We start from the raw sequence: 24,918 nt of genomic DNA, 5'->3' as shown, positions 1-24,918 counted from the left end.
CGAGAAACGGGAGGTGCAGTGCCAGTGTTTCTCGACTTCGCTCGAAACGAACGGGTGTCACATATGAGTCAGGCGCTACTCAAAATCATAGCCCAGTTTCAGCCCGAAAAATTGCGGCTTGGTCGGGTAGGTCCGGGCATAGGCGCCGCAGATTTCCGTGGCGCAGATGGTGTTCTTGCCGAGCGCGCCATGGCTGTTGAAGGCGTTCTGGATGAAGGCCTCGATCCGCCAGCTATCCCAATGGGTGCCGATCGAGAAATCGGCGGTGGTGAAGGGTCTGGTCGGCCCGACCGCCGCATAATCCGCGTCGGTCAGGAAGGTGCGCGTGCCGCCCTGATGCGACACCGATCCCTGCACGAAGGCCGTCATCGCGCCGAGCGGCCATTCATAGCGCGCCGTGGCCGAACCCTTGAAGCGCGGCATGATCGGCAAGCGCGTGCCCTTGGCCGCGGCGGGCGGGACGCCGGGGTTGCAGACGATATTCTTCGTCACCGGATCGACTTCGCAGAAATCGCTGGTGAGCTGCGCGTCGACATAGGTGGCGCTGGCCGAGAGCGAAAGGCCGCCGAAGCGCGCCGACAGGTCGCCCTCCACGCCGTAGATGCGGGCGTTGCCCGCATTATAGGTGTTGGTGACGCCGTTCTGGCCGACCGGCACCAGCCCGAACTGGAGGTCGCGCCATTTCTGGTAGAAGGCGGCGCCGTTGAAGGTGAACCGCCCGAAACGGCTTTTCCAGCCCAGTTCGAAATTGTCGAGCTTGTCCGATTTGAACGGATTGACGCCCGGCCGCCGGTTGTTGCCGCCCGGCCGGTAGCCGCGTGAAACGGTGCCGTAGAGCATGATGTCGCTCGATACCTGCCATTTGATGCCGCCGCGCCAGATGACGCCCGATTCCACCTGCTTCTTGTGCACATTGGCGCAGGGCACATCGGGTAGGCTGGTGGGGAAACAATTGGCCGGATCAAGATTGCTGGCGCTGTTGGTGCCGGAAAAGCCATAGATGGTGTTGTGGGCCACATAGCCGCGAATGCCCGCGATCAGCGTGACATTGGGCACAATGTCATATTCGCCCTGCGTGAACATCGCATAGTCGCGGTCCTTGCGCTTGACGCGGGTCAGGAACACCGTGTCGCTGGTGCCGAAAGGGGTGAGCCAGATCGGCGTCGGGATCGAACCGATGCCGACCGTCTGATAGTCGGCCCCGATCTTGTCGGTCTGGACCTGAAGGAACATGCCCGCCGCCAGCCGGAACGGCTTGTCGGTGGGCGAGTTCACGCGCAATTCCTGCGTGTGCTTGGTATATTTGTCGAACTGGTGCGCTGTTTGCGTCGGGTCGATAGGATTGCCGTTGGCGTCCGGGAAAAAGGTGGTGAAGCCCGGCTGCGTCACGCCATTGTCATCGACATAGGTGTAGCTGTCGTAAGCGACCGAATAATAGGAATAATCAGCAATATTATCGACCTTGCGCTCGAAATAGCCGCCCGAATAGGTGATATCCCAATCGCTGAGCTTGCCCTGAATGGTCAGCGCCGCCTGCCACCAGCGGTCCTTGTTGCGGCTGGGCAGATAGTCGGTGACGTTCAGATAGCCCTTGGTCGGATCGTAGAAGAAGCCGCCATGGGCGATCTGGCTCTGGTAGAGAAATTGCGGCGTGACCGTCCAATTGTCGTCCAGGTCGACGCGCAGCGCGGCGCGACCGCCCCAGGTTTCGACATCATTATAGTCGTTTTCGACCAGCGCATGGTTGTTGACGGTGAGGTTGGTGCTGGGGTCGTTATCGTCCAGCGTGAAGGTGCGCGTGCCGGGGATATTGTCGATATAGCCACCGGCCCGGTCGTAGAAGCCGACGACGCGCAGCGCGGCATTGTCGCTGATCGGGAGGTTGATATAGCCTTCCACCGATCCGCCGAAGTCGCCCTTGCTGAACTTGTTGACTTGCAGGTCGATGCTGCCGGTCGTCTTGCCCAGTTCCGGACGGTTGGTGATGATGCGCAGCGTGCCCGACAGCGAACTGGCGCCGAACAGCGTGCCCTGCGGCCCGGCCAGCGCCTCGATCCGCGCCACGTCGTAAAGATGGACGTCGACCATGCCGCCGATCGTCGTGACCGGGATTTCGTCGACATAGGTGCTGCTGGTCGGCAGCGGGCCGATATGCAGCGGCGGGCCGCCGGAACCGGTCGCTACGCCGCGGAAGAAGACCTGCGCCTGGCTGGGGCCGAAGGACTGGATGGAGACGCTGGGCAGCAGCTTGGCATAATCGTCCAGCGCCTTGGCATTGGCCTGTTCCAGCTTGGCCTGACCGAGCGCGTTGATGCTGATCGGCACGTCCTGCAACCGTTCCTCGCGGCGCTGGGCGGTGACGACGATCACGTCGCTATATGCGGGCGGCGCGGCCTGCTGCGCCGGTTCCTGCGCGAGAGCCGGAAAGACCAGCGCGCTGGTCACCAGCAATGCGGACGAAAACTCCATCAAGCGTAAGCGACCTGACATCGGCTACCTCCCCTCAGGTGCACGAGTTTCTGCGGGAAATTGTCATCAACTGCCGGAAGCGCGCAATGGAAAATCGTTGCGTCCCGACAATCATGCGCTTTTTCAGGTGATTGTTACCCGAAAGCCACGGTCAGGGCGCGTCGGGATAGCTGTCCAGCACAGGGCCGAGGGCAGCGATCAGGGGCTGGAGCTGTGCCTCGACGGCGCGCCATTGACCCTCTCCATCGCGGTTGATCGGGCGGCGAACCTGTTCGCTGCTGGCCGTGCGGACGGCACGCCGGTTCTGATGGAAGTGCAGGCAAGCCTCCTCGAAGGGCAGGTCGAGCGCATCGAGCAGGAGGCGGACTTCCCCTTCCGGATCGTCCAGCAGGCGTTCGTGGACGACACGGTGGATGCGCCCCGGCAGCACGGCGTCGACATGCGCCATCAGCCGGACATAGTCGGCATAATAATGGCCGATGTCGCCAAGGTCGTAGCTGAACGCCTGCCCCCGCGCGAAATGCTGGCGGAAATTGGAATAGCCGCAGTCGAGCGGGTGGCGGCGCGCATCGATGATCCGCGCATGGGGCAGGATCAGGTGGATAAGGCCGACATGCAGCCAGTTATTGGGCAGCTTGTCGATGAAATAGGGCCGCCCTTCGCGCCGCTGGATGCGAGTGCGCTCGATATAGGCATCCCCCAAGGCGCGCAGGCGGGCGGGGTCGAGGTCGCGCAGCAAGGTCGGCCATTCGCCCTCCTGCCGCAGTTCCGCGACCAGCGCGGGCAGATCAGGCAGTTCCATCGTCCCTTCGACCTGGCTGTGGCTGGAGAGGATTTGCTCGATCAGCGTGGAGCCGGCGCGGGGCAGGCCGACGATGAAGATCGGGTCGGGCGCGGCGCAGCCCCTGCCCTGCCGCGTGGCGAAGAAATCCGGGGTGAACAGGCCGGTCGCCGCATCGACTGCGCGGGTGGTGCGCGCCGCCTCATAGGGTTGGGCGATGCGGCGCAGGCGGTTCGCTTCGGCATAATGGGTGAAGGCGGCGGCCTCGCCCTGGTCGCTCAACGCCTTGCCCAGCGCGAAATGCAGGTGGAAGCGGTCCTCCGCGCTGGCATGCGGGTCGTTGAGCGCGTTGGACATGGCGGCGATGTCGGTGGCGTCGAAGGCCGCCGTCTTCAGATTGGCGATGCTCCACCACGCTTCGCCAAAGGCCGGGCGCAGCGCGGTGGCGCGGCGGTAGGCGGCGATGCTGTCCGCCGTGCGGCCCACCGTCTTGAGCGCATGGCCGTAGCTCATCCAGATTTTCGGCTGGCCCGCCGCCTGAGCCAATATCTGCTCGTAGAGCGCGATGGCTTCGTCGAAATCGCCCAGCCGGCCCAGTACCGCGGCGCGCAGATTGGCGTGGGCGGGGTTGGACTGGTCCTGCAACCGGTCCAGTTCCTCCAGCGCCTGCGCGGTCTTGTTCTGACGGTGCAGCGCGGTCGCCAGATTGGCGCGGGCAGCGGTGAAGCCGGGCGCCAGTTCCAGCGCCCGGCGCAGCAGCTTTTCCGCATCGGCATTGCGCCCGATCCGGCCCGCCAGTTCGGCCAGCATGCGGATCGCCGCGACATCGAAGGGATTGTCCTTGAGCCGCCCGCGCAGGATCGGTTCGGCCAGATGCAGGCGGTTGTCGAGCAGGGCGACGGCGGCCTGCTGGAGCGCCGGGTCGGTGGCGGCGGCGTCGATCGCGGCGGATTCATGCCGCTCCGCCTCCCCATCCCGCTTCAGGGCGCGCAGGGCGCGGGCGGCGAGGCGATGCGCCTCGGCATCCCCGGCGACCTGCCCAAGCCGGTCGAGACACAGCGCAAGCGCCTGCGCAGGGTTCTGCGCAAGCGCTTGCCGGATGGAAGAATAGCTTTCGCCCCGCATCCACCCCTAAATGTCAAGCCGCACGCGGCTTAGCAAGCGGGACGTGGCGGACCCCGGCTAGCGCCCGGAGCCGTAGACCCGCACCTGGCCGGGGCGATAGCCCTTCTCGCGCATTTCCTTCACATAATCATGGCGCGCATCGGCCAGTTCGATGCGATATTCGTCCCAGGCGTCCCGCTCATCCTCCGCATCGGTGGCGTGGCGCAGGTCGTGGGCCAGCTCCTTGCGGGCTTCGGCCAGGTCGGTGCGATAGTTGAACCAATATTTATTCTGCACGCCCGCAATCGGCGCGGGCAGGGTCATGTCGTCCTCGGCGGCGGCGAGCCTCTCTTCATAGCTCATCGCGCCATAGGGCGCCGCCATGGCGGAAACCGGCGTCATGGCAAGGATGGCAAGGGCGCTGATGACGATCGAGCGGTTCATGTCTCTTCTCCTCTTCCTGATGCGAACTCTGCTGGTTCAACGTCCGGAAAGGGGGATTTTGTGCATGAACGGATGTGCAGAATGGATGAAACGCGCCTCTCCATCGACCGGAGGAGGCGGTGAATTTTTATTAAATTCAGTAATTTCAGTATGTTATCATAAAATCCGCCCGTGGCCTGTGCAGGGGCCACGGGCGGTCGGAGGAAGTCACATCTTGATGGCGTTGCGGAACATGACGAAGGCGATGACGACCAGATAGACGCCGAAGAATTTCTTGAGCGGTGCGGCGGGCAGGCTGTGCGCCGCCGCCACGCCCAGCGGCGCGGTGAGGATCGACATGGAGGCGATGGCCAGCGTCGCGGGAATGTTGACATAGCCCAGCGATCCCCAGGGCAAGCCGCTTTCCTTGAGGCCGATCAGCGCGAAGCCGATGGCGCTGGGAATGGCGATCAGCGTGCCGATGCCCGAAGCGGTGGCGATGGCGCGGTGGATCGAGCGGCCGCACAGCGTCATCACCATGATGGCGATGGTGCCGCCGCCAATGCCCAGCAGCGCGGAAAAGGTGCCCAGCCCCCCGGCTATGCCGACGCGGGCGATGCCCGAGGGCATGGTGTCGCTGATCACCTTGCCGCCGACCTTGGGCAGCAGGAAGTTGAGCGACATCAGGAACACGCCGACCGCGAAGATCATGGTCAGGATGCGCCCGTCCACATGACCGGCCAGCAGCACGCCGGCGCCGTCGCCCAGGATGATCCACGGCGCCCATGTCTTGAGCACTTCGAACTCCACCGCGCCGCGCTTGGCATGGGCGAGCAGCGAGCGGATCGACGTCACGATGATCGTCGCCGCCGATGTGCCGATGGCGACATGGGCGATGGCATCATGCGTGCCGCCCAGCAGCGGCAGCACCACGAACAGCGCCGGCACCACCACGAAGCCGCCGCCAATCCCGAAAATCCCTGCCGCGAAACCGGCGAACAGGCCCGCGCCCAGCATCGCGACCAGGGGTACGAGCCAGGTCATCATGTCACCCTGCATCAGCGCTGCTCCCCCGACGCTATGGCGCAGGCGGCACTGTTGGGGAAGATGCCTCTATGGATCAAGGCGGCGGAAGCTGTGCAATCGACCATGTTGGAAACCCATGCCTCTCTTCGGCGGAACGTGCGTGGCAGGGACGATCAACAGCCCCCACATCCACGCAAAACGAACGAAGCCGGGGAACCCGCAAAGGGGGGAGCAATATTGTGGAGAGTGGGGGAAGGGAAACGGAAATGGGTGGGAAGCGGAAGGTCCGCTTTTGCGTCGCTTTCCTTGAAGTGCACCGTGCTCCTGCGAAGGCAGGAGCCCAGTCCCGCCGTTCGTGGATCGTCGCACCGTAGGAACTGGGTTCCTGCCTTCGCAGGAACACGTGCCTCTCAATGGCTGGAACTGACCAAACCTGCCGCCACAGCCCGCTATCCAATAGCCTCTTCCGCCGGCGTGTAGGGCAGATCCAGCTCCTGCGCCACGGCCTGGTAGGTGATCTGGCCGTTCCACACATTCAGCCCGTCCAGCAGATGCCGGTCCGCCCGCAGCGCTTCCTTCCACCCCAGGTCCGCGATCTTCAACGCGTGGGGCAAGGTCACATTGTTGAGCGCATAGGTGCTGGTCCGCGCCACCGCGCCCGGCATGTTGGCGACGCAATAATGGACGATGCCATCGACGATATAGGTGGGGTCGTCATGGGTGGTGGGGTGGCTGGTTTCGAAACAGCCGCCCTGGTCGATCGCGACGTCGACCAGAACAGCGCCCTTTTTCATGGTCTTGAGCATATCCGCCGACACCAGCTTGGGCGCGGCGGCGCCGGGGATCAGCACCGCGCCGATCACCAGATCAGCCTCCTCGACGCATTCCGCCAGATTGGCCCGGTTGGAAAAGCGCGTCTTCGCCCGCGCCTCGAAATGGATGCCCAGCCGCTCCAGCACTTCCGGGCTGCGGTCAAGGATGGTGACATCCGCGCCCAGACCCGCCGCCATCTGCGCCGCGTTGAAGCCGACCACGCCGCCGCCGATCACCGCGACCTTCGCCGGAAGGACGCCCGGCACCCCGCCCAGCAGCACGCCCCGCCCGCCATGCGCCTTTTCCAGCGCGGTCGCCCCGGCCTGGATCGCCATGCGTCCGGCGACCTGGCTCATGGGCTTGAGCAGCGGCAGGCCGCCATGGGCGTCCGTCACCGTTTCATAGGCGATGCCGATCGCGCCCGACGCCATCAGCTCCCGCGTCTGATCCGGATCGGGCGCCAGATGCAGATAGGTGTAGAGGATCTGGCCGGGGCGCAGCAGGGCGCGCTCCTCCGACTGGGGTTCCTTGACCTTCACGATCATCTCGGCCGCCGCGAAGATGCTGACCGGATCGTCCACAATCTCCGCCCCGGCGCGGGCATAGAGGCGGTCATGCGCGCCGATCCCCTCCCCCGCGCCGCTTTCCACCAGCACGCGATGGCCGTGGGCGGTCAGTTCATGCACGCTCTCCGGCGTCAGGCCGACACGATATTCGTGATTCTTGATCTCTCTGACGGTGCCTACGATCATGACCATCCTCTCCATTTTGGCGGCGGGGCTGTAATAATCTTTAGATAATCATCGTTCCGGCATTTTACCCGTTTTGACCGGCCGAAGCCTCAGGGCGCCTGCCGTACCGGCACCGGCGCGTTGCAGAGATCGACCCCGCCCGCCGGACGATCGTAGAAATCATCCTTCCGGTTCGCCCGCAGCCGGATGTAGTCGGCAAAGCTCTGCGACGTCACGTCCATGACCTGATAATGCGGCTGCTGCGCGGCTGGCAGATCGCTGGCAAGACGGACGGAGACGATGGGAAGGCGCCTTTCCCCTGCGGCGTAGAAGCCCAGATCGCCCGATCCGCGCGGCAGGCTGGCGAGCAGGCTCATCCCCTGGATCACCCGGCCGACGACGGCGATATTGCGGTCGAGCTGGCGCGGGGCTTGGCCGATCACGGCATAGAGTTCAGCCCCCGTCCCCGCATCGGGCGACAGGTTCCGCGCCACGCCCACCATGCCGTAGCAATGGGGCAGCCAGGCCGACGCCTCGTCCATCGCCACCGGCCAGCCGTCGATAAAGCCCGTGCGCGGAGCATAGGCGTCGGGATAGGGCAAAGGCACCGGGGCGGTTTTGAGTGCGGCGATCGGGCGGACATAATCCGGCTTGATGTCCGTGGCGATGCCGGCGGGAAGGGCTTTCTTCTCGGTCACATCGCCCCATTGGGCGACATAATTGTCCTGCACCCGGTAGACGCTTTCGCCGTCCCACCAGCCGGCGCGGGCGAGCGCGCGGATATTGGCGGCATGGGCGGGCGCGAAATCCGGGGCGAGTTGAATCACCACGCGCCTGCCCCCTTCCAGCGTCATGATCAGCAGCGTGTCGGGCGCGATGGTCCGCCATGCGGTGGCAGGCGCCTGCGCGACGATGGCGGAGGGGGTCGCCGGATGAGCGGCAAGGGCCGGAACAGGCAGGAAAAGCGCGATCAGGAAAGCGAGGAAACGGATCGACATGGCGCAATCAAGCATGGGAGAGAAAGGAAAGTAAAGCATCCCCTTGCCTAGCGCGCCGACGCACGATAGGGAGCCGCCTCCAGTGCAATGCGGAGCGGTGGCCGAGTGGTCGAAGGCGCTCGCCTGGAAAGTGAGTATACGTCAAAAGCGTATCGAGGGTTCGAATCCCTCCCGCTCCGCCACCAGCCTCCTTTCTCCCTCATTAATCGGCGTCCGGATCCCGGAAATTCAGGCGGCGGGTCACGGTATAGTCCAGCACGCCGACCAGGAAATAGCTGATCCACTGCTTGATCAGGGTCGGCAGACTGCGCTGGGCGCGGTGCGTTGCCAGCGTGACCTGCCGGCTTTCCGCCACATGCCGGTCGATGAAGGCGCGCATTTGCCGCGCAAAGCCCGCATCCTCCACCCGCAACATGATCTCAAGATTGAGGAACAGGCTGCGCATGTCGAAATTGGCCGAGCCGATGTAGACCGCGTCGTCCACCACGATCAGCTTCATATGCAGCTTGCAGGGCTGATATTCCCATATCTCCACCCCGCGCTTGAGCAGGGGGCCATAGAGCAGCCGCGCCGCCGCGACGGTCGCGCCATTATCAGACCGGGAGGGCAGGACCAGGCGCGATCCCTTCCACCGCGCCGCATAAGCGAGACGTTTCAGCATCCCCCGGCCCGGCGAGAAATAGGCCGCCACCATGTCGAGCCGCCGCGCCCGCTCCAGATCATGCTTCACCAGTTGCGCCCAGGGGCTGAGCCGCCGGGTCGGGCCGCCGATCACCCAGCGCATCGGCTCGCCCGCAACGCTGTGGAGGGGGCTGTGCCAGTTGCGCACCATGCGGCGCAGCGTGCGGAAACGCTGCTTGCGCGTCGAAACCCAGCGCCAGAGCTGGCCATACCAGCTCGCCATCGCCTGCACCTGCGGCCCTTCCAACAGCAGCCCGATGTCGTGCCAGCAATCCTCCGCCGGAATCCCGAAATAGCCATCCTCGACATTGAAGCCGCCCATCAGCAGCCGCCGGTCGTCCGCAATCGCCAGTTTCTGATGGTTGCGGATCAGATAACGCATCGAGCGGCGCGCGCCGAAGCGGCCGAAATGCCCGCCCGCCGCCACCAGCGGATCGAAAAAGGCGAGCGGCGTGGCCCCCGATCCGAAGGCGTCGACCATCAGCGTGACCGCCACTCCCCGCGCCCGCGCCGCGACCAGCCGGTCGAGGATCAACTGCCCGCTGCCGTCCGCGGCGAAGATATAATAATAGAGCTTGAGGCTCTCATGCGCGCCGTCGATCAGGTCGACCAGCGCCTGCCGCAGCGCCGGTCCCGCCTCGATCACGCGCAGGCGGTTGGCGTGCAACGACAGGCCGATCTGCTCCTCGCCACGCCGCGGCTCTGCCTGCCCGATGCTTGCCATGCTCCGTTCATGCCCGCATTTGGGGCGGCTGGCCACGACTTTATGGGCTTTTCATTGACTCTTGATGCGGGCGCTGTTAGGCGCGCCTTTCACGATTTCTCTTGGTTCAGGAGCGCCCGTTTGGCCCGCGTTACCGTCGAAGATTGCGTCGACAAGGTTACCAACCGTTTTGACCTCGTCCTGCTTGCCGCGCAGCGCGCCCGCGAGATTTCAGGCGGTGCAGAGCTGACTCTGGACCGCGACCGCGACAAAAACCCCGTCGTCGCCCTGCGCGAGATCGCGGAGGAAACCGTCCTGCCGGTCGATCTGCATGATTCGCTCGTCGCTTCGCTGCAGAAGGTGCAGATCGATGACGACGATACGCCGGACGAAATCGGTTCGATCGCCCAGTCGGCGGAGGCCCTGCGCCTGACCGCCGCCGCGCCGCCGCGCAACCAGAATATCGGCGGCGATTACGACGGCTGATCCCGTTCACCAGTTTGGAGAGGGAATGAGGCTCGGCCTGCGCTAGCAGGACCGGGCCTCACCGTTTTTGGGGTGGGGTTTTGGGCTTGGCTGCAAGCGACCAATACCTGTCGCCCAACCGCAGTTCGGATTGCCTCCGACCTGCCATTGCTGCGGCCTCGACGGGTCCGAGCAAGCATTACATGAATGGCATCACAGGACCCGAAGGGTCACATCTGAACAGCGAACGCGGTCAAGGGGGTTCTCAACGCCTGCCTTTCCTAACATTTGCGCCAGGGCAGTGCGGGTCGCGACGGGATATTGGGTTGGCCCCACGATAATGTGGTTGATCAAGTCAGGGATCGTCGCACCATAGAAGCCTTCATCGGGGTAATCGATAAACGGAATTTTGAAGATTGGCTGTGGCACGCCGCCCAGCGAGACTTGGTCCAATGGCAACCGATCAGAGTTACTCGCCCATATCGTAGGCAAATGAACAACGCGCCATTCGCGTTCCTCCCTAAACCCTTCATGCTTACTACTGACCACAGCGAAGATCAGCGTCCGCAAGACAGCGTTGAGTAGATTCTCGCGCGACAGTCGCGTTAGCAGGGCGCGCTCGGAATCCATCTGTTCGGCAATCTGTTGAATCTGTCCCCGAACTCCCTGCGCATCAATATAAGCAACGGGTGTGGTCCATACGAGGTGCGCATTGCTTGGACGGAGGAATGGACCGTTGTTGAATACCAGCCCGACACCCGTGTTGCTCCCGTAGGCGCGCCACATTGAGAGTCGCCCATAAAGTTCTTCATCATCGGAATGCTCTGATACGCATGCAATGTAGGTATGCTCAAGCAAACTAGGGGCAACTGCCGTAAACTTCGCATCGAGTTCTTTGGCCAAGTCAGGATAGCAGCGGTCAAGCGCAGCATTAAATGCCTGCCCAGCTTCCGTCCCGAAAGCCTCGACTAAGCAGTGCAATCCATGCCGCATCTCGTTATAGTCGTTCATACAGGTAGCATTGCGCATCCATATGCACTGCGACTTGAGTATGTCGAAAGCCGATTGGGCACTGGTGTAGTGAACGAAGCGCATGCCGTTTTCCGCGCGCGTATGTGCCTCTGTGGCGAAAGGCATCAAAACTTCGTTTATGCGATTATAGTCGATTTCTGGTTCGTTCGCCATCAATCCCCCTGTGCGCCCGTCACCAACTACGCCAAGTGTAGGCCGTGTGACAACGCCTCGCGTCTGAAAGCTGACATTCTGAAAACCACCTTTTGACGTCGCTCACTTCCGGCTCGCTCCACCGAAAATCTCAACCTACGCTCATCGACGCCAGAGGCTCCGATAACGCGACTTCCCCATCGTTCAATCCCACCGCAGGCGACGCAACCGGCCTGCGCCGCCTTGTCCGTGTCGCCGCGCTTCCTGGTCCGCCGCCGACCAGCTTTTGCAGGTCGATCATCCCGCGGGACAGGGAGATGCCGCGCGGCCCGGCGATGAAGCGCGGCTCCCAGCGGGGGGCATATTTGTCCTTATAGGCGCGCAGCCCCTCGAAACCGTAGAAGCTCTCGCCATGGCGGAAGAAGAAGGCGCCCGCCTTGGCCCAGAAGGGCGACAGACGCCGCGCCTCTATGCCCGAAAGCGGGGCAAGGCCCAGGGTGAACCAGTCATAACCCTGTTCGCGCCCCCATTGCATCAGGCGGATGAACAGGAAGTCCATCGCGCCATAGGGCATTTGCGACGCATGGCGCATCAGGTCGACCGACAATTCGCGGCGATTGGCGGTCGCCCAGATATTGGCGAAGGCGACGATGCGCCCCTCCTGCCGGACGAGGGCGCAGTCGCAGGCCGCGATATAGGCCGGGTCGAAGCGGCCGACGCTGAACGCCTTTTCGCCATGGCCCTTGGCCGCGAGCCATTCGTCGGAAATCGCCTCCAGTTCCTCCAGCAGCGGCGGGACGGCGGGCGCGGGCACGATCTCGAAGATGGCTCCTTCGCGCATGGCGCGGCGTTCGGCATAGCGCAGCGGCTTGGCGTCCGGCCCCTCCAGCGTGAAATGATGCAGGTCGACGCGGGCTTCCTCGCCATATTTGACGATGGCGAAGCCCAGGTCGATCGCCAGCGGCAGGGCGTCGAGGCTCAATTGATAGAGCAGCAGGCGGCCCTGTTCGGCATCCGCCATCTCGCGCAATTGCCAGAGCAGATCGGGCCATTCCGCCCGGTCTCCGACGGGGTCGCCCATGACGATCCAGCTATGCCCCTGCACCTGATACATGACGAAGGCCCGGCCAGTGTCGGAGGTCAGGAACAGCTTGTCGCCGGTGGTCGCGAGGAAGGCGTCAGTCCGCTCGGCCAGCGCCAAAGCGTCGGCACTGATGGCGGTGGAGGGGCGGTCGACATGCCGGGGCGCGGTCGCGGGGCGGAACATGCGCCAGAAGGCGGCGCCGACCGCCAGCACCGCGCTCGCGAGGCCTGCGCGCAGGAAGCGGGCGGCGTTGGCGTGCGGGCCGAAATGCCACCATATGTCGTTCTGATAATCGACATGCTTATAGGCGAAGAAGCCGATCCAGATCGACAGGCCGACCGCCACCGCCAGCGTCGCGATCCAGGCGGGGGTCAGCGCTTCGGCGGTGAAGCTGGTGCGGCGGTAGAAGGCGCCCCGCGTCCATTGCAGCAGCGCGGCGATGAGGAGCAGCGCGCTCGCTTCCTCATAGTCCAGCCCCTTGATCAGCGAGAAGAGCGCGCCCGCCAGCAACAGCGCTCGGGTCATCCAGAAGGCGGCGTCGAGCCTGCGGTAGAGGCCCGATGCCAGCAGGATCAGCAGCGTGCCGATGATGCTCGCGGCGAAATGGGATGCCTCCACGAAGGTCAGCGGCAGCCAGTCGGTGACGATGTGCATGCGGTGCTGGATCGCGGGCAAGGCGCCGGAAATCAGCAGGATCACGCCGCCCACTGCCACCAGCAGCGACAGCATGACCGGCGCCATGCCGGACGCCGCCGCCTGTGCCCCATCCAGCACCCGGCTGACGGGATGGCGCCAGCTATTGCCTTCATGCAGGGCGATGGCGATGACGCCCAGCAGCAAGGGGATCAGATAATAGATCAGGCGATAGGCGATCAGCGCCGCCAGCAGGCTTGGCCTGTCCACATCGGGCAGGGCGGCGAGGATCACCGCCTCGAATATGCCGAGGCCGCCGGGCACATGGCTGACCAAAGTGATGATGATCGCCAGCGCATAGGCCAGGAACAGCGTGGGATAGAGCGCCGGGGCGATGCCCGGCACCAGGATGAACAGCGCGGCGCTGGCGGCGGCGAGGTCGATGCTGGCGACGCCGATCTGGGCGGCCGCCTGCGTCCTGGTCGGCAACGCCAGCCTCCACCCGAACAGGCGCGGCGCGCGGCCGGGGCCAAGGACGAACAGCGCCGCCATCGTCATGATCAGGATCGCCCCGCCCGCCAGCCTTTGCAACGGCATGCCGATGGTCCATCCCATGATGCCGATGGTGGCCGGATGGACCAGCATCAGCGCGCCCGCCAGCACGAACACCCCGCCCCAGAAGGACAGGCCCGCCGAGGCGATGATGCGCGCAATGTCGCCGCCCTCAAGGCCCGCAGCGGTGTAGATGCGGTAGCGCGCCGACCCGCCGGTCAGCAGCGACAGGCCCAGATTATGGCTGAGCGTGTAGCTGCAAAAGGAGGCGAGTGCCGCCGTCCGCCACGGCAAGGGCCGCCCGACGATCCGCAGCGCGACATAGTCGTAGAAGGTGAGCGCAATATAGCTCGCCGCCGTCAACGCCAGCGCCCCGGCCAGCCGCCAGCCCGCGATCAGGTGCACGGCATGGCGGATGTCCTTCAGCCGCACCTCCGCCAGCAGGCCGTGCAGCGCCACAAGCCCCAGCGCCGCCACCACCAGCGTGACGGCGACCGTCAGCGGCGCTTTCCAGGCCTTGATCCGTTCGACCAGGATCATATCGTCAGCCCCTTGAGCATATGAGTCACCAGCAGCGGGGCGTTGCGGTCGAAATGATGGCCGCCGGGCACGACCACCATCTGCGCCAATCCTTGGGGGATGGAGGGGCAGGCGCTGTCATTCTCCAGCGTTCCGCGCACGCAGAGCATGGGCAGGCCGCGCAGCCGCGCTATGGCGGGAATGGTCGGATATTGGCGGTTTGAATCCATGTTCAGCCAGCTACTCATGTGAAACTGGAAATCCGCGCTGGGGCTGAGGCCCAGCAGCGAGAGGCGCTGCACCTGCGCGCGCTGGGGCGCGGGCAGGCCGCCGACGATATAGGGCAGCACATCCGCGCCGAAGCTGTAGCCGACTAGCAGGACGCGGGGCCGCCGCCAATGGCGCGAATAGCCGCGGATGATGGCGCTGAGGTCGAGGGCGGCGCCGTGGGGCGTGCGCTGGCTCCAGAAATAGGACAGGCTGTCCACGCCGACGACGGGGATGCCCGCATGGGCCAGTTGCCCCGCCACATCCTTGTCCAGCCCGACCCAGCCGCCGTCGCCCGAATAGATGACCGCCATCATGTCGGTGCGCGGCGCGGTGGCGTCGGTGACGATGTTCAGCGGCAATCCCGTGGGCAGCGCGGCATCGGCGGGTGGCGCGGCGAGGAAAGGCCGGATCTGGGAGAGCAGCGCGACCTCCCCCTCTCCCCTCGCGACGGTTACCAGCCTGCCGCTGCCGGTGCGGGCGACGAAGCGCTGCAATGCGGGGCGTGGGGCTTCGGCCAGCGCGATCCAGGGCGAAGGGAGTCGGCGGCTGGGGGCGAAGGCGAAGCCATGATGGGGACGGGCGATGGCGGCGACCTTCAAGCTGCCCGACCGGCACCAGGACCGGCCACCATCCAGAAGCGGCGTGAAGTCCTGCGAGAACACCGCCTTGTACGCGCCATTGGGTCCGGCGGCGAGCGTCGCATAGGCCAGCGCCGCCCCTTCGCCCCGGCCGATCAGGATCGGCTTGCTGTACATGGGCAGCGCCAGCCGGTGTTGCAGATCGCGAGCCAGGGCGATGATGCCGTAATTGGGGTTGATGCAGCGGTGCGAAGCCTGCAACGCCGTCAGAAAGGAGGGGGTGGAGATGCCCGCGACCAGCGCGCCCCGCGCCGCCAAAGCGCGGGCGGTGTCGGCGCTGTCATCGTCCCAGCCATTGCTGTCTGAGAGCGCCAGCACCACTCCGTTCGGCACGCCCGCGGGCCGGTAGACCGCGATTGGCCCCATGGGCGGCAGGCTGTAGCGGCTTTCCGCGATCGGTCCCGTCGCGCCGGGCACAGGATCGGCCGCCGCCCGCGCCGGGTTCATTACGTTGACGGTCGACAGCAGCAAGCCCGCCCCCGCCAGCAAGCCGGGTATCAACCAGAGACGGGCGCGGCGAAAATCGATCATGACTGCCCCGGCAACCGCTCGATCCGGGTCCAGAGCTGCGACTTGCAGATCAGACCGCCCAATATGCAGCCCTTGACCCGCAACTGGCCCGGCGAAAGCTGGCTGATCTGCGAGCTGAAGCGGCGGCCCAGATCGGGGACGAAGACGGTGCCGCGCCATTGCCCTTTGCCCTCGGCGCGATAATCCTCCAGCAATTCGGTGCCGACCAGCCGGGGGGTGCCGCCGTCGCGGGCGTCGGCCTGCGCCTCCCGGTCGGCCCAGACGATCCAGCCGCACAGCCGGTCGCCGCAGGGCCCGGTGCGCACGGCGACATTATTGTGCGGGCTGAGCCACAACCCTTCGGGCTGCGCGATGGGCACTTTGGCCGCGAGGACGGGGGCGGCTGCAACCAGAAGCGCCAGCGCCGCCCAAAGCCTCCCTATCGCCATATGACCCATCCTTTCCCGGAACGATCACGGCTTCTAGGCCCGTTCAGATTGCGGGAGGCTCTGCGCTGTCTGAATTTTTGGCAATGTTCGGGGCCGGGTCCGGCAAAGCGCGCAGCAGGGTCTTCGCCACCCGTTCCGAATCATCCTCCAGGAAATGGCCGCCGGGCAGGCCGACGACGCGGACATTGGGCTGGCGCCAGCCGGGGCAGAGGCTGCCGCTTTCCTTGACGCCATGGATGCATAGTACCGGCGCCCAGTCGAGCGCATGGGCGGCGGGCGCGGCGGGGCCGTCGTCCCCGAAGTCGAACACGCCGCCGGGCGTGGCGCGGAACAGCATGGTGTCGGCGGGGACGATCAGCGCGACCATGGCGACGCGGGCGCGCAGGCTGGGCGACAGGCGCTCCAGCCCGGCGAGCAGCATGTTCGCGCCGAAGGATTGCCCGGCCAGCACCAGCCTGCGCGCGCCGGGCTGAGCCAGGGCGCGGCGGGCGGCCTGCTCCACCAGTCTGCCGCTTTCCTCCGGCGATTGGCGGCGGGCGAAGGCGGCCAGCGAATTGACGCCCAGCACCGGGACGCCGCCTTGCGCCATATGGTGGGCGATCACCGGGCCCATGCCCGCGTTGAACCCCATGTCGCCGGAGAAGAAGACCGCGATGGTCCCGTCTTCCCTGGGAGCGGCAGCGGGGACCGGGGTGAAGACTCGCCCATTGGGATAGCCGAGATAATGGCAATAGGCGGCGGCGCCTGCGATGAGGGCCGCGAGGAAGGCCAACGTCAGAATTGCGCGAAGTCGGGGCGGTGCCCGCCTCCCTCTGTCATGCTGAACTTGTTTAACTGGCGTTGGCCTTCGGCTCAGCATCCATCGTGCCTCCGGAGACCACGGCTCATGGGGAGAAATGCATGCTGAAACGAGTTCAGCATGACGAGTGGTGGGAGGGAGTGGTGGTGGCGGTGTGGAATCACATCTTCAATCTAGCGCCGGCCCGCTTCCTGTAAACGGAGGGAATAGACCACCCTCCCCCCGCGTATACCGGGCATGAACCATGCCCCCGACCTTCGTGCCGACCCTATGCGCCTTTCTCAATCCCGCCTTGCGCTGTCGGCGGCGCTGGGCCGTCCGCTGCGGGTCGCGCTGTTTTCCGGCAATTATGATTGCGTGCGCGACGGCGCCAACCAGGCGCTCAACCGGCTGGTCGCCTATCTGCTGCATCGCGTGCGGGCGGAGGTGCGGATCTATTCGCCCACCGCGCCGCGCAAGGCGTTCGCGTCGGTGGGCGAGGTGCGCTCCGTCCGATCGATCAGCATTCCCGGCCGCCCGGAATATCGCATCGCCCTGGGCTTCACCCACGCCGCCCGTCAGGATTTCGAGGATTTCGCGCCCGACATCGTCCACCTCTCCGCTCCGGACCTGCTGGGGCGGCAGGCGCAGAACCATGCCCGGGCGCTGGGCATTCCGGTGGTCGCCAGCCTGCATACCCGCTTCGAAACCTATCTCGACTATTACCGCCTGTCCCTCCTGCGCGGGCCGGTGGAGCGCTATCTCGACCGCTTCTATGGCGATTGCGACCGCATCCTCTGCCCTACCCTGCCCATAGCGCGGGATATGGCGGCGCGGCTTGGTGGCGGGCGGATCGGCATTTGGGGACGCGGCATCGATCCCGCCTGCTTCAGTCCGGCGCTGCGCGACCCGGCCTTCCGGTCCGGGCTTGGCTATGATGCGGCGGATATGGTGCCGCTGTTCTTCGGCCGGCTGGTGCTGGAAAAGGGGTTGCGCGTCTTTGCCGAGACCATCGGCGCCGTCCGCGCCCAGGGCCTGGCCGTCCGCCCGCTGATCGTGGGCGAAGGACCGGCGCGGAACTGGCTGGCCGAGCGGCTGCCCAACGCCACCTTCATGGGCCATTTGTCGGGAGAGAGGCTGGGCCGCGCCGTCGCCAGCGCCGACATCCTCATCAACCCCTCCGTCACGGAGGCGTTCGGCAATGTCAATCTGGAGGCGATGGCATCGGGCCTCGCCATCGTCTCCGCCAATGTGCCCAGCGCGTCGGCCCTGATCGCTGACGGGCGCACCGGCCTGCTGGTGCCGCCCAAGGATGTCGGGGCCTATGCGGCGGCGGTGGCGGGGTTGATCCGCCAGCCCGCCCGCCGCGCCGCGCTGGGTGCTGCGGCGGCGGAGGCGGCGGCGCGCTTCGCCTGGGACGATGTGCTGGAGGATGTGGCGCGCAGCTATGCCGAGGCGCTGCACATCCCGCTTGCCACGCCCGCCGCGCAGGCGGCATGACATGGCGATGATGGACGAGGGTTCCGGCATCAGGGACGATCTGGTCGCGATGGGGCGCTATGCCAGGTCGCTGACCCGCGACGAGCAGGACGCCGACGACGTCGTGCAGGACGCGATCGTCCGCGCCATAGAGCGGCAGGAGACGTTCCAGCCCGACCGCGACCGCCGCCGCTGGCTGCTGGCGATCGTCCACAATGTCTTTTTCTCCGCCAAGCGGCGCGAGGCGTCGGAGGCGCGGCGCAACAGCCGCTTTGCCGAAACGCTGGTCGACCGGCTGGAACCGGGGCAGGAGGAACATGCCCGGCTGGTCCAGATCGCGCGGCAATTCGCGGCCTTGCCGGAGCATCATCGCGCCGTGCTGCACCTGACGGCGATAGAGGGCCTCAGCTATCAGCAGGCGGCGGAGACATTGGGGGTGCCGGTGGGGACGGTGATGTCGCGGCTGGCGCGGGCACGGGCTGCATTGAGGGAGCGGGAACAGGGGCAGCAGGGGGCAACGGGCCTCCGGCTGATAGGAGGAAGCGATGACTGATCGTCCGACCGATCCGGAAATTACCGATCTGGAGATTGACGCCTATATTGACGGCGAGCTCGATGTGGAGCGGCGTTTCGTCGTCGAAACCCGCCTTTCGCGCCAGCCCGATCTGGCCGCCCGCGTCATGGGCGACCTTAGCGTCCGCAGCGCGCTCCGCATGCTGACGCAGGACCGGCGGCCGGTGCCCGCCGGGCTGGCCGACAGGGCCGAACGATTGGCGCAACCGCAGAAAAGCCGCTGGCGCCGCTTGATGCCGGCGGGGCTGGCGACATCGGGACTGGCGGCGGCGCTGGCGGTCTGGATGGTGGGGTTCGAGCGGCCGCCCGCCTATGTCAGCTATGCGGTCGCCTCGCACCGGATCGCGATGCTGCGCGCCGACATGAATTCGCAGATCGAGGCGCCCCGCTTCGATGCGCGGGAAGTCGCGCTCAACACCCGCATCGCCATGCCGCAACTGCCCGACGACTGGCATGTGACCGACGTCCAGCTCTTCCCGACCGACAAGGCCCCCGCGCTGCTGATGGCGGTGCGCACCGATACGGGGCACAGGATGACGATCTTCGCCGTGCATGAGAAGACCGCCGCGCCCGAACATCCCGACGCGGTGCGGGAGGGCGCGCAGTCCGTGGCCTATTGGCGGCGCGGCGACATGTCCTACGCGCTGACGGGCGATCAGGAACCGGGGACGATGGACGCCACGGCGGAGGCGCTGGCGCGGACTTGAATTCGGGTTGGGTCGGGGCAGAAAAGCGGCGGTAGAAAAGTGACAGTAGCCAAATACGGGACCGTCATGCTGAACTTGTTTAACTGGCGTTGGCCTTCGGCTCAGCATCCATCGTGCCCCAAGAGCCTCGGCGCGTGGGGAGAAATGGATGCTGAAACAAGTTCAGCATGACGATTGAAACTCAGGCTGCTTTTACGCCGGGAAATTGCCCGCCGTGACGAACTCCGCAATATCCTTCCGGCCGCTCGGCGCTTCGCGGGCCTGGAGCGCTTCGGGGAGGATCGACTTGTCCGCGATGCGGCCGATGGCAACGGCGGCTTCGATGCGGAAACGGTCGGGCACGCCCAGTTCCACCCGCGCCTTGTCGAACTCTATGCCCGTCATGGCGTGGCTGTGATAGCCCAGCCGCGTCGCCTGTAGCGCCAGCAGCGCCCAGGCCGCGCCCGCGTCGAAGCTGTGGCTGTGCGAGGCCTTGAAATCTTCCGAACCCGGCGCGGCGATCAGCGTGTCGGACAGGATGTAGACCAGCGCCGAGGCGTTCTGCACCCAGCTCTGGTTGAAGGGCAGCAGCACGCCCAGGAAACGGCTCCAGTCGGCGCTGTCGCGGGTGGCGTAGAGCAGGCGCCAGGGCTGATAGTTGAAGGCGGAGGGCGCCCAGCGGGTGGCGTCGAAGATCGTGTCCAGATCCTCCTGCGGGATGACGGAGGAATCGAAGGCGCGCGGCGACCAGCGGTCCAGGAAAAGCGGTTCGACGGCGCGGGTCACGGCGCGGGCGGTGGCTGACATAGAATCTCCCTAAAAGCCATGGATGGAGCGGCAGGAAAGCCGTCTGGACAGTGGTCGCGATATTGGAAACGGAGCGGGGAAGGACAAGCCCGCCCGCGCATTTTCACCGCAGGTCGAGCGAGGGCTCCAATATCTCCGCCCTGTCCTGAGCGGCGGGCGCGACGGCGTCAGGCCCGCGATCGAGCAGGATACGGTCCGGCTCGCGCAGCAATTCGCGCTTCATGGCGTCGCTCCAGCGACCCCAATGCCGACCGATTGCCGAGCGCCATTCCATCTCTTCTCTCCCCTGCCGACTCGAGGTGGCTTCTTATCTAGTTTGCAGGTAGAGATTTGTCTTTCAAGCTTTGCTGAGCAAGGGGGTAGAAAAGCTTGGCGCTGCCCGAGCGAGGCAGTCGGATCGGCATCCGCTCCGGGCGGCGTGGGATTGTTCGGCTGGTCGATGGGAGGAAGCTGTCCTCACTACAGCCGTCATGCTGAACTTGTTTCAGCATCCATCGCGCCCCACTGACGACAGAATGCGAGGAGAAATGGATGCTGAAACAAGTTCAGCATGACGAATGAGGGATAGGCCAACTTAACGGCAGCAACTGGCCAATTTCCGGCATTCCGAATTGGACCAGGCGGACGGGACGGAACTGGGGCATCGCATCAGCCCCCTCTCCCAGCTACGACTAGGCAGCAAGCTGCCAAGTCTGCGCAACCTCGGCCAGATTCACGCGCCTCTGGCCAACCCCGTTGGGGCGAGGGGATAGGTTCCCCACGCCCTACATGACCAATATTTCATGAACGGCTCATCGGCCCGGCGGGGGGCGGCGCGTAAAGGCTGGCCCGGAAAACAGGGCAGCAGCAGCGAACCATGAGCAGACCGATCTTCTTCGATCCCACCGGCCGCAGGGGGCTTTGGGCGCGGCGCCTGCTCGCGGGCGGATTGCTCCTGATCCTGCTCGCCGCCATCGCCTTCGCGACCACGCTGGTCGCCGTGCCTTCTGAGGGCGACCTCGCCCTGCCGCTTCCCCAGCCGCATGCGGCGCGCCTGTCGGGCATCTCCAACCTGCGGCGGGACATCGCCCGATGGCTGCCGCATTGGGGCAGGCATCATGCGCAGGCCAAGCCCCTGAACGTCGGCTTCTACGTACCGGGCGAGGAAAGCAGCATCGCGTCGCTGCGCCGCCATGTCGGGCAGCTCGACTGGGTGGTGCCCGCGCTGGTCAATGTGGCGGGGTCCGGCAAGCCCCTCCATCTCGCGGCCGATCCGGCGTTCGACCGGATGATCGCCGCCATGCCGCATCCGCCCAAGGTGCTGCCGATGGTGCAGAATCTGGGGCAGGACGGCTGGAACGGCGCGGGCGCGGCGCAACTGCTGCGCGATCCCGCCGCCGCGCAAGCGCTCGCCCGGCAACTCGGCGCCTATGTCGCCAGGCGCCATGAGGCGGGCGTGGTCATGGACTTCGAATCGCTGCCGGCCAGCGCCATGCCTGCCTATTTGCGCTTTCTCCATATGCTGCGCGCCACCATGCCGCATGGCGCCAAGATCGCGCTGACCGTGCCCGCTGGCGAGGAAGGCTGGCCGCTGGCCCGCTTCGCCGCTTTGGCGGACCGCGTGATCCTGATGGATTACGACCAGCATTGGCAGGGCGGCCGGCCCGGCCCGATCGCCGCGCAGGACTGGTTCGCGCGCGAAGCGCAGGTCGCGCTGCGGCAGATCGGCGCCGACCATATCGTCGTCGCGCTCGGCAGCTACGCCTATGACTGGCATGGCGCGAACGGCAGCAGCACCGCCGACGCTCTGTCGCTGGACGAGGCCTGGCTGGCCGCGCATGACAGCGATGCGCGCCCGCTCTACGACGCAGCGAGCGGCAATGCGGGCTTCGCCTATGACGAGGCAGGGGAGCGCCACCAGATCTGGATGCTGGACGCCGCCGCGAGCTGGAACGAACTGCTGGTGCTGAAGCGCCTCGGCATCCAGAGCGTCGCCTTGTGGCGGCTGGGCAGTGAAGACCCCGGCATCTGGGCGGATCTGACCGCCTGGCGCACTGGCGGCCGTCCGAACCTGAGCACCATGGCCAGCACGCTCACCACCGATGTCGAGGGATCGGGCGAGATATTGCGCATCACCGCCACGCCGACGGAGGGCCATCGCGCCGTCGCCTTCGGGCCGCAGGGGACGATCGAGCATGAAAGCTACGGCGCGCTGCCGACGCCCTATCAGGTCCAGCGCACCGGCGGGCAGGACCGCAAGATGCTGGCGCTGACCTTCGACGACGGGCCGGACCCGACATGGACGCCGAAGATATTGAAGGTGCTGGAACGCACGCGCACGCCCGCGACCTTCTTCGTGATCGGGGAGAATGCGCTGGAGCATCCGGGGCTGCTGCAACGGATCGTCGCGGACGGGGATGAGATCGGCAACCATACCTACGACCATCCCAACCTGGCCACCTGGTCGGAGGAACCGACCCGGTTGCAGCTCAACGCCACGCAGCGGCTGGTGCAGGCCTATACCGGGCGCGGCATGCGGCTGTTCCGCGCGCCCTATTTCGGGGATGCGGAGCCGACCACGGCGGACGAACTGGAACCGGCGCTGGCGGCGCAGAAGCTGGGCTATACGGTGGTCGGCCTGCACGTCGATCCCAATGACTGGCAGCGACCTGGCACCGACGCCATCGTGCGGCAGGTGATCGACCAGGTGCATGCGGCCGACGCCGACCGGTCCGAAAACGTCATCCTGCTGCATGATGGTGGCGGCGAACGGTCGCAGACGGTCGAGGCGCTGCCCCGCATCATCGCGCAGCTCAGGGCGGAGGGCTATCGCTTCGTGCCGGTGTCGCAGCTTGCCGGGCTTCCCGAGGAGGCCGCCATGCCGCCGGTGAAGGCCAGCGACCTGCTGGCGGTGCGCGTCGACGTCGCCGTGTTCGTGGCGCTGGCGCTGCTTTCCGCGTTGCTTGGCTGGGTCTTCTATGTCGCGATCTCGCTGGGGCTGGCGCGCGCGGTGCTGATGACCCTGCTCGCCTGGTTCCAGGAACGGCGTGAGCGGATCGTGCCGCCGGAACACCAGCCGACCGTCTCGGTCATCATCCCCGCCTATAATGAAGCGCGGGTGATTGAGGCGTCGGTGCGCCGCGTGCTGGCAAGCGACTATCCCGCGTTGCAACTGATCGTTGCGGATGACGGGTCAAAGGACGACACCAGCGCCATCGTCGCCCAAGCCTTCGCCGGCGATCCCCGCGTGACGCTGCTGACGCTGCAAAATGGTGGCAAGGCTTCGGCGCTCAACCGGGCCTTGCGCGAGGCCGCGGGCGAGATCGTCATCGCGCTGGACGCCGACACCCAGTTCGAGCCGCAGACGATCCGCCGCCTCGCCCGCTGGTTCGCTGATCCGGCCATCGGCGCGGTGGCGGGCGATGCGCGGGTGGGCAATCGCGTCAACCTCGTCACTCGCTGGCAGGCGGTCGAATATATCACCGCGCAGAATCTGGAGCGCCGCGCCCTGGCCGGGTTCGACGCCATGACGGTCGTGCCGGGCGCGGTCGGCGCGTGGCGGAGGGCGGCGCTGGACGCGGTGGGCGGCTATCCCGAAAATACGCTGGCGGAGGATCAGGACCTGACCATCGCGATCCAGCGGGCGGGCTGGCGCGTCACCTACGATCCCGAAGCCGTCGCCTGGACCGAAGCGCCCGAAAGCTTCAGGACGCTCGCCAAGCAACGCTATCGCTGGGCGTTCGGCACGCTGCAATGCCTGTGGAAGCATCGCCGCATCCTGCGCGATCGGCGGCCCACGGGGCTTGCTCTGGTCGGTTTGCCGCAAGCCTGGCTGTTCCAGATATTGTTCGCCGCCATCTCCCCCCTTATCGATCTGGCGCTCGTCACCTCGATCATCGGCACCATCGTCCGGGTGCATCAGCATGGCTGGGCGCAGACCAGCAACGACGTGTGGACCATGGGGCTTTACTGGCTGGCCTTCACCAGCATCGATGTGCTCTGCGGCTGGGTCGCCTATGCGCTCGACAATCGCGACGTGGGCTATCCGCCGCATCTGCTGGTCGCGCAGCGCTTCGTCTATCGCCAGATCATGTATTGGGTGGTGGTGCGGGCCATCGCCTCAGCCATTGGCGGCTGGGTCGTGGGCTGGGGCAAGCTGGAGCGGACCGGGCGGGTCGCCGTCGCGCCCGTTCCGTCCGGGGCATGAACAAAGCTTAACATGACTTGGCTCCCCATGCGCATCATCCTTCATCCGGCGGCAGAAAGGCAGATGTCATGCCGCCGGAAAGTGAAGGAGACGATCCATGAAATATCTGATCTTCCCTCTCGTCGCCCTGGGTCTGGGCGTAGGCTTGGGCACGGGCGCCATGGCGCAGCCGGCATCCAGCGCGCCCAAATCCTATCCGCCCTGCTCGAAAAGCGTGACGGACGAATGCATGGGCTCGTCGCACGACAAGATGCACCACGCCGCCATGCATCCGGCCCGTCACGGACCGGCACGCCACCACAGGATGGCAGCGCATCACCGGCCACATCACATGACCCATGCCACCCATCACGCAATGAAGACCATGCCCGCGCCGAAATCGTCCTGACGTCAGCA

The 24,918-nt window shown here is 65.8% G+C and carries 20 protein-coding genes and 1 tRNA gene; 7 read left to right on the top strand and 14 right to left on the bottom strand.

Annotated features, from left to right (window positions below):
- Window positions 1-75: 75 nt before the first annotated feature.
- The 6 genes from HUK72_RS14725 to HUK72_RS14700 all read right to left on the bottom strand — a co-directional run bounded on the left by HUK72_RS14725 (window position 76) and on the right by HUK72_RS14700 (window position 8,384).
- Entirely contained in the window at window positions 76-2,490 is a 2,415-nt protein-coding gene (locus HUK72_RS14725; protein ID WP_176597388.1) for a TonB-dependent receptor, read from the bottom strand.
- A 130-nt stretch (window positions 2,491-2,620) separates the two neighbouring features.
- Complete coding sequence (locus HUK72_RS14720) at window positions 2,621-4,375, bottom strand: sulfotransferase (protein ID WP_176597387.1); 1,755 nt, start codon at window positions 4,373-4,375, stop codon at window positions 2,621-2,623.
- A 57-nt stretch (window positions 4,376-4,432) separates the two neighbouring features.
- Window positions 4,433-4,798: a hypothetical protein gene (locus tag HUK72_RS14715; protein WP_176597386.1), complete on the bottom strand. Its 366-nt coding sequence runs from the start codon at window positions 4,796-4,798 to the stop codon at window positions 4,433-4,435.
- A gap of 207 nt (window positions 4,799-5,005) precedes the next feature.
- Window positions 5,006-5,836, bottom strand: coding sequence for a sulfite exporter TauE/SafE family protein (locus tag HUK72_RS14710; RefSeq protein WP_176597385.1), 831 nt, complete (start codon window positions 5,834-5,836; stop codon window positions 5,006-5,008).
- Between the two features lie 416 nt (window positions 5,837-6,252).
- Window positions 6,253-7,368, bottom strand: a complete 1,116-nt coding sequence (gene ald, locus HUK72_RS14705; protein ID WP_176597384.1) for an alanine dehydrogenase — start codon at window positions 7,366-7,368, stop codon at window positions 6,253-6,255.
- 89 nt (window positions 7,369-7,457) lie between these two features.
- Window positions 7,458-8,384 (bottom strand): peptidylprolyl isomerase, encoded by a 927-nt coding sequence (locus HUK72_RS14700; protein WP_176597383.1) that lies wholly within the window; start codon window positions 8,382-8,384, stop codon window positions 7,458-7,460.
- 52 nt (window positions 8,385-8,436) lie between these two features.
- Here HUK72_RS14700 and HUK72_RS14695 point away from each other — a divergent pair.
- Window positions 8,437-8,527 (top strand) — tRNA-Ser (locus HUK72_RS14695).
- Between the two features lie 20 nt (window positions 8,528-8,547).
- Here the strand turns inward: HUK72_RS14695 and HUK72_RS14690 are convergent.
- Window positions 8,548-9,750 (bottom strand): phosphatidylserine/phosphatidylglycerophosphate/cardiolipin synthase family protein, encoded by a 1,203-nt coding sequence (locus HUK72_RS14690; RefSeq protein ID WP_176597382.1) that lies wholly within the window; start codon window positions 9,748-9,750, stop codon window positions 8,548-8,550.
- A gap of 120 nt (window positions 9,751-9,870) precedes the next feature.
- Here HUK72_RS14690 and rpoZ point away from each other — a divergent pair, with 120 nt between their 5' ends.
- Entirely contained in the window at window positions 9,871-10,215 is a 345-nt protein-coding gene (gene rpoZ / locus HUK72_RS14685; protein ID WP_007688625.1) for a DNA-directed RNA polymerase subunit omega, read from the top strand.
- 192 nt (window positions 10,216-10,407) lie between these two features.
- Here the strand turns inward: rpoZ and HUK72_RS14680 are convergent, their stop codons facing one another.
- The 5 genes from HUK72_RS14680 to HUK72_RS14660 all read right to left on the bottom strand — a co-directional run bounded on the left by HUK72_RS14680 (window position 10,408) and on the right by HUK72_RS14660 (window position 16,785).
- Window positions 10,408-11,379, bottom strand: a complete 972-nt coding sequence (locus HUK72_RS14680; RefSeq protein WP_176597381.1) for a DUF2971 domain-containing protein — start codon at window positions 11,377-11,379, stop codon at window positions 10,408-10,410.
- Between the two features lie 130 nt (window positions 11,380-11,509).
- Complete coding sequence (gene mprF / locus HUK72_RS14675; RefSeq protein WP_255325733.1) at window positions 11,510-14,167, bottom strand: bifunctional lysylphosphatidylglycerol flippase/synthetase MprF; 2,658 nt, start codon at window positions 14,165-14,167, stop codon at window positions 11,510-11,512.
- Entirely contained in the window at window positions 14,164-15,585 is a 1,422-nt protein-coding gene (locus HUK72_RS14670) for a virulence factor family protein (protein ID WP_255325732.1), read from the bottom strand. Before HUK72_RS14670 ends, mprF begins: the two co-directional genes overlap by 4 nt.
- Entirely contained in the window at window positions 15,582-16,013 is a 432-nt protein-coding gene (locus tag HUK72_RS14665) for a DUF2147 domain-containing protein (RefSeq protein WP_176597380.1), read from the bottom strand. The genes HUK72_RS14670 and HUK72_RS14665 overlap by 4 nt, the downstream gene beginning before the upstream one ends.
- Window positions 16,014-16,056: 43 nt before the next feature.
- Window positions 16,057-16,785, bottom strand: coding sequence for a virulence factor (locus HUK72_RS14660; protein WP_255325731.1), 729 nt, complete (start codon window positions 16,783-16,785; stop codon window positions 16,057-16,059).
- 264 nt (window positions 16,786-17,049) lie between these two features.
- Between HUK72_RS14660 and HUK72_RS14655 the strand changes: the two genes are divergently transcribed.
- The 3 genes from HUK72_RS14655 to HUK72_RS14645 are packed head-to-tail and all read left to right on the top strand — an operon-like array spanning window position 17,050 to window position 19,550.
- Window positions 17,050-18,291: a glycosyltransferase family 1 protein gene (locus HUK72_RS14655; protein ID WP_255325730.1), complete on the top strand. Its 1,242-nt coding sequence runs from the start codon at window positions 17,050-17,052 to the stop codon at window positions 18,289-18,291.
- Window position 18,292: 1 nt separating this feature from the next.
- Entirely contained in the window at window positions 18,293-18,823 is a 531-nt protein-coding gene (locus tag HUK72_RS14650; protein WP_255325729.1) for a sigma-70 family RNA polymerase sigma factor, read from the top strand.
- Window positions 18,816-19,550 (top strand): anti-sigma factor, encoded by a 735-nt coding sequence (locus HUK72_RS14645; protein ID WP_176597378.1) that lies wholly within the window; start codon window positions 18,816-18,818, stop codon window positions 19,548-19,550. The genes HUK72_RS14650 and HUK72_RS14645 overlap by 8 nt, the downstream gene beginning before the upstream one ends.
- Window positions 19,551-19,742: 192 nt before the next feature.
- Here HUK72_RS14645 and HUK72_RS14640 read toward each other — a convergent pair whose 3' ends face one another.
- Both HUK72_RS14640 and HUK72_RS14635 read right to left on the bottom strand, forming a co-directional pair.
- Window positions 19,743-20,336, bottom strand: a complete 594-nt coding sequence (locus HUK72_RS14640) for a nitroreductase family protein (RefSeq protein WP_176597377.1) — start codon at window positions 20,334-20,336, stop codon at window positions 19,743-19,745.
- A 103-nt stretch (window positions 20,337-20,439) separates the two neighbouring features.
- Window positions 20,440-20,610 carry a hypothetical protein gene (locus HUK72_RS14635; RefSeq protein ID WP_176597376.1) on the bottom strand — a complete coding sequence of 57 codons (171 nt, stop codon included), beginning with the start codon at window positions 20,608-20,610 and terminating at the stop codon, window positions 20,440-20,442.
- A 582-nt stretch (window positions 20,611-21,192) separates the two neighbouring features.
- Between HUK72_RS14635 and HUK72_RS14630 the strand changes: the two genes are divergently transcribed.
- Both HUK72_RS14630 and HUK72_RS14625 read left to right on the top strand, forming a co-directional pair.
- Complete coding sequence (locus HUK72_RS14630; protein WP_176597375.1) at window positions 21,193-24,522, top strand: glycosyltransferase; 3,330 nt, start codon at window positions 21,193-21,195, stop codon at window positions 24,520-24,522.
- A gap of 97 nt (window positions 24,523-24,619) precedes the next feature.
- Window positions 24,620-24,910, top strand: coding sequence for a hypothetical protein (locus tag HUK72_RS14625; RefSeq protein ID WP_176597374.1), 291 nt, complete (start codon window positions 24,620-24,622; stop codon window positions 24,908-24,910).
- The last annotated feature ends 8 nt before the right edge of the window (window positions 24,911-24,918 follow it).

The organism is Sphingobium sp. 15-1 (assembly GCF_013375535.1).
Lineage (GTDB): Bacteria > Pseudomonadota > Alphaproteobacteria > Sphingomonadales > Sphingomonadaceae > Sphingobium > Sphingobium aromaticivastans.
This window is presented reverse-complemented; position numbering and strand designations above follow the sequence as displayed.

Excerpts from the sequence above, each read along its gene's own strand:
- HUK72_RS14645 (WP_176597378.1), top strand. The coding sequence starts at position 18,816 with ATGACTGATCGTCCGACCGATCCGGAAATTACCGATCTGGAGATTGAC.
- HUK72_RS14635 (WP_176597376.1), bottom strand. The coding sequence starts at position 20,610 with ATGGAATGGCGCTCGGCAATCGGTCGGCATTGGGGTCGCTGGAGCGAC.
- HUK72_RS14710 (WP_176597385.1), bottom strand. The coding sequence starts at position 5,836 with ATGCAGGGTGACATGATGACCTGGCTCGTACCCCTGGTCGCGATGCTG.
- HUK72_RS14720 (WP_176597387.1), bottom strand. The coding sequence starts at position 4,375 with ATGCGGGGCGAAAGCTATTCTTCCATCCGGCAAGCGCTTGCGCAGAAC.
- HUK72_RS14625 (WP_176597374.1), top strand. The coding sequence starts at position 24,620 with ATGAAATATCTGATCTTCCCTCTCGTCGCCCTGGGTCTGGGCGTAGGC.
- HUK72_RS14715 (WP_176597386.1), bottom strand. The coding sequence starts at position 4,798 with ATGAACCGCTCGATCGTCATCAGCGCCCTTGCCATCCTTGCCATGACG.
- HUK72_RS14655 (WP_255325730.1), top strand. The coding sequence starts at position 17,050 with ATGAACCATGCCCCCGACCTTCGTGCCGACCCTATGCGCCTTTCTCAA.
- HUK72_RS14700 (WP_176597383.1), bottom strand. The coding sequence starts at position 8,384 with ATGCTTTACTTTCCTTTCTCTCCCATGCTTGATTGCGCCATGTCGATC.
- HUK72_RS14725 (WP_176597388.1), bottom strand. The coding sequence starts at position 2,490 with ATGTCAGGTCGCTTACGCTTGATGGAGTTTTCGTCCGCATTGCTGGTG.
- HUK72_RS14680 (WP_176597381.1), bottom strand. The coding sequence starts at position 11,379 with ATGGCGAACGAACCAGAAATCGACTATAATCGCATAAACGAAGTTTTG.
- mprF (WP_255325733.1), bottom strand. The coding sequence starts at position 14,167 with ATGATCCTGGTCGAACGGATCAAGGCCTGGAAAGCGCCGCTGACGGTC.
- HUK72_RS14650 (WP_255325729.1), top strand. The coding sequence starts at position 18,293 with ATGGCGATGATGGACGAGGGTTCCGGCATCAGGGACGATCTGGTCGCG.
- HUK72_RS14630 (WP_176597375.1), top strand. The coding sequence starts at position 21,193 with ATGAGCAGACCGATCTTCTTCGATCCCACCGGCCGCAGGGGGCTTTGG.
- HUK72_RS14640 (WP_176597377.1), bottom strand. The coding sequence starts at position 20,336 with ATGTCAGCCACCGCCCGCGCCGTGACCCGCGCCGTCGAACCGCTTTTC.
- HUK72_RS14690 (WP_176597382.1), bottom strand. The coding sequence starts at position 9,750 with ATGGCAAGCATCGGGCAGGCAGAGCCGCGGCGTGGCGAGGAGCAGATC.
- ald (WP_176597384.1), bottom strand. The coding sequence starts at position 7,368 with ATGATCGTAGGCACCGTCAGAGAGATCAAGAATCACGAATATCGTGTC.
- HUK72_RS14665 (WP_176597380.1), bottom strand. The coding sequence starts at position 16,013 with ATGGCGATAGGGAGGCTTTGGGCGGCGCTGGCGCTTCTGGTTGCAGCC.
- HUK72_RS14670 (WP_255325732.1), bottom strand. The coding sequence starts at position 15,585 with ATGATCGATTTTCGCCGCGCCCGTCTCTGGTTGATACCCGGCTTGCTG.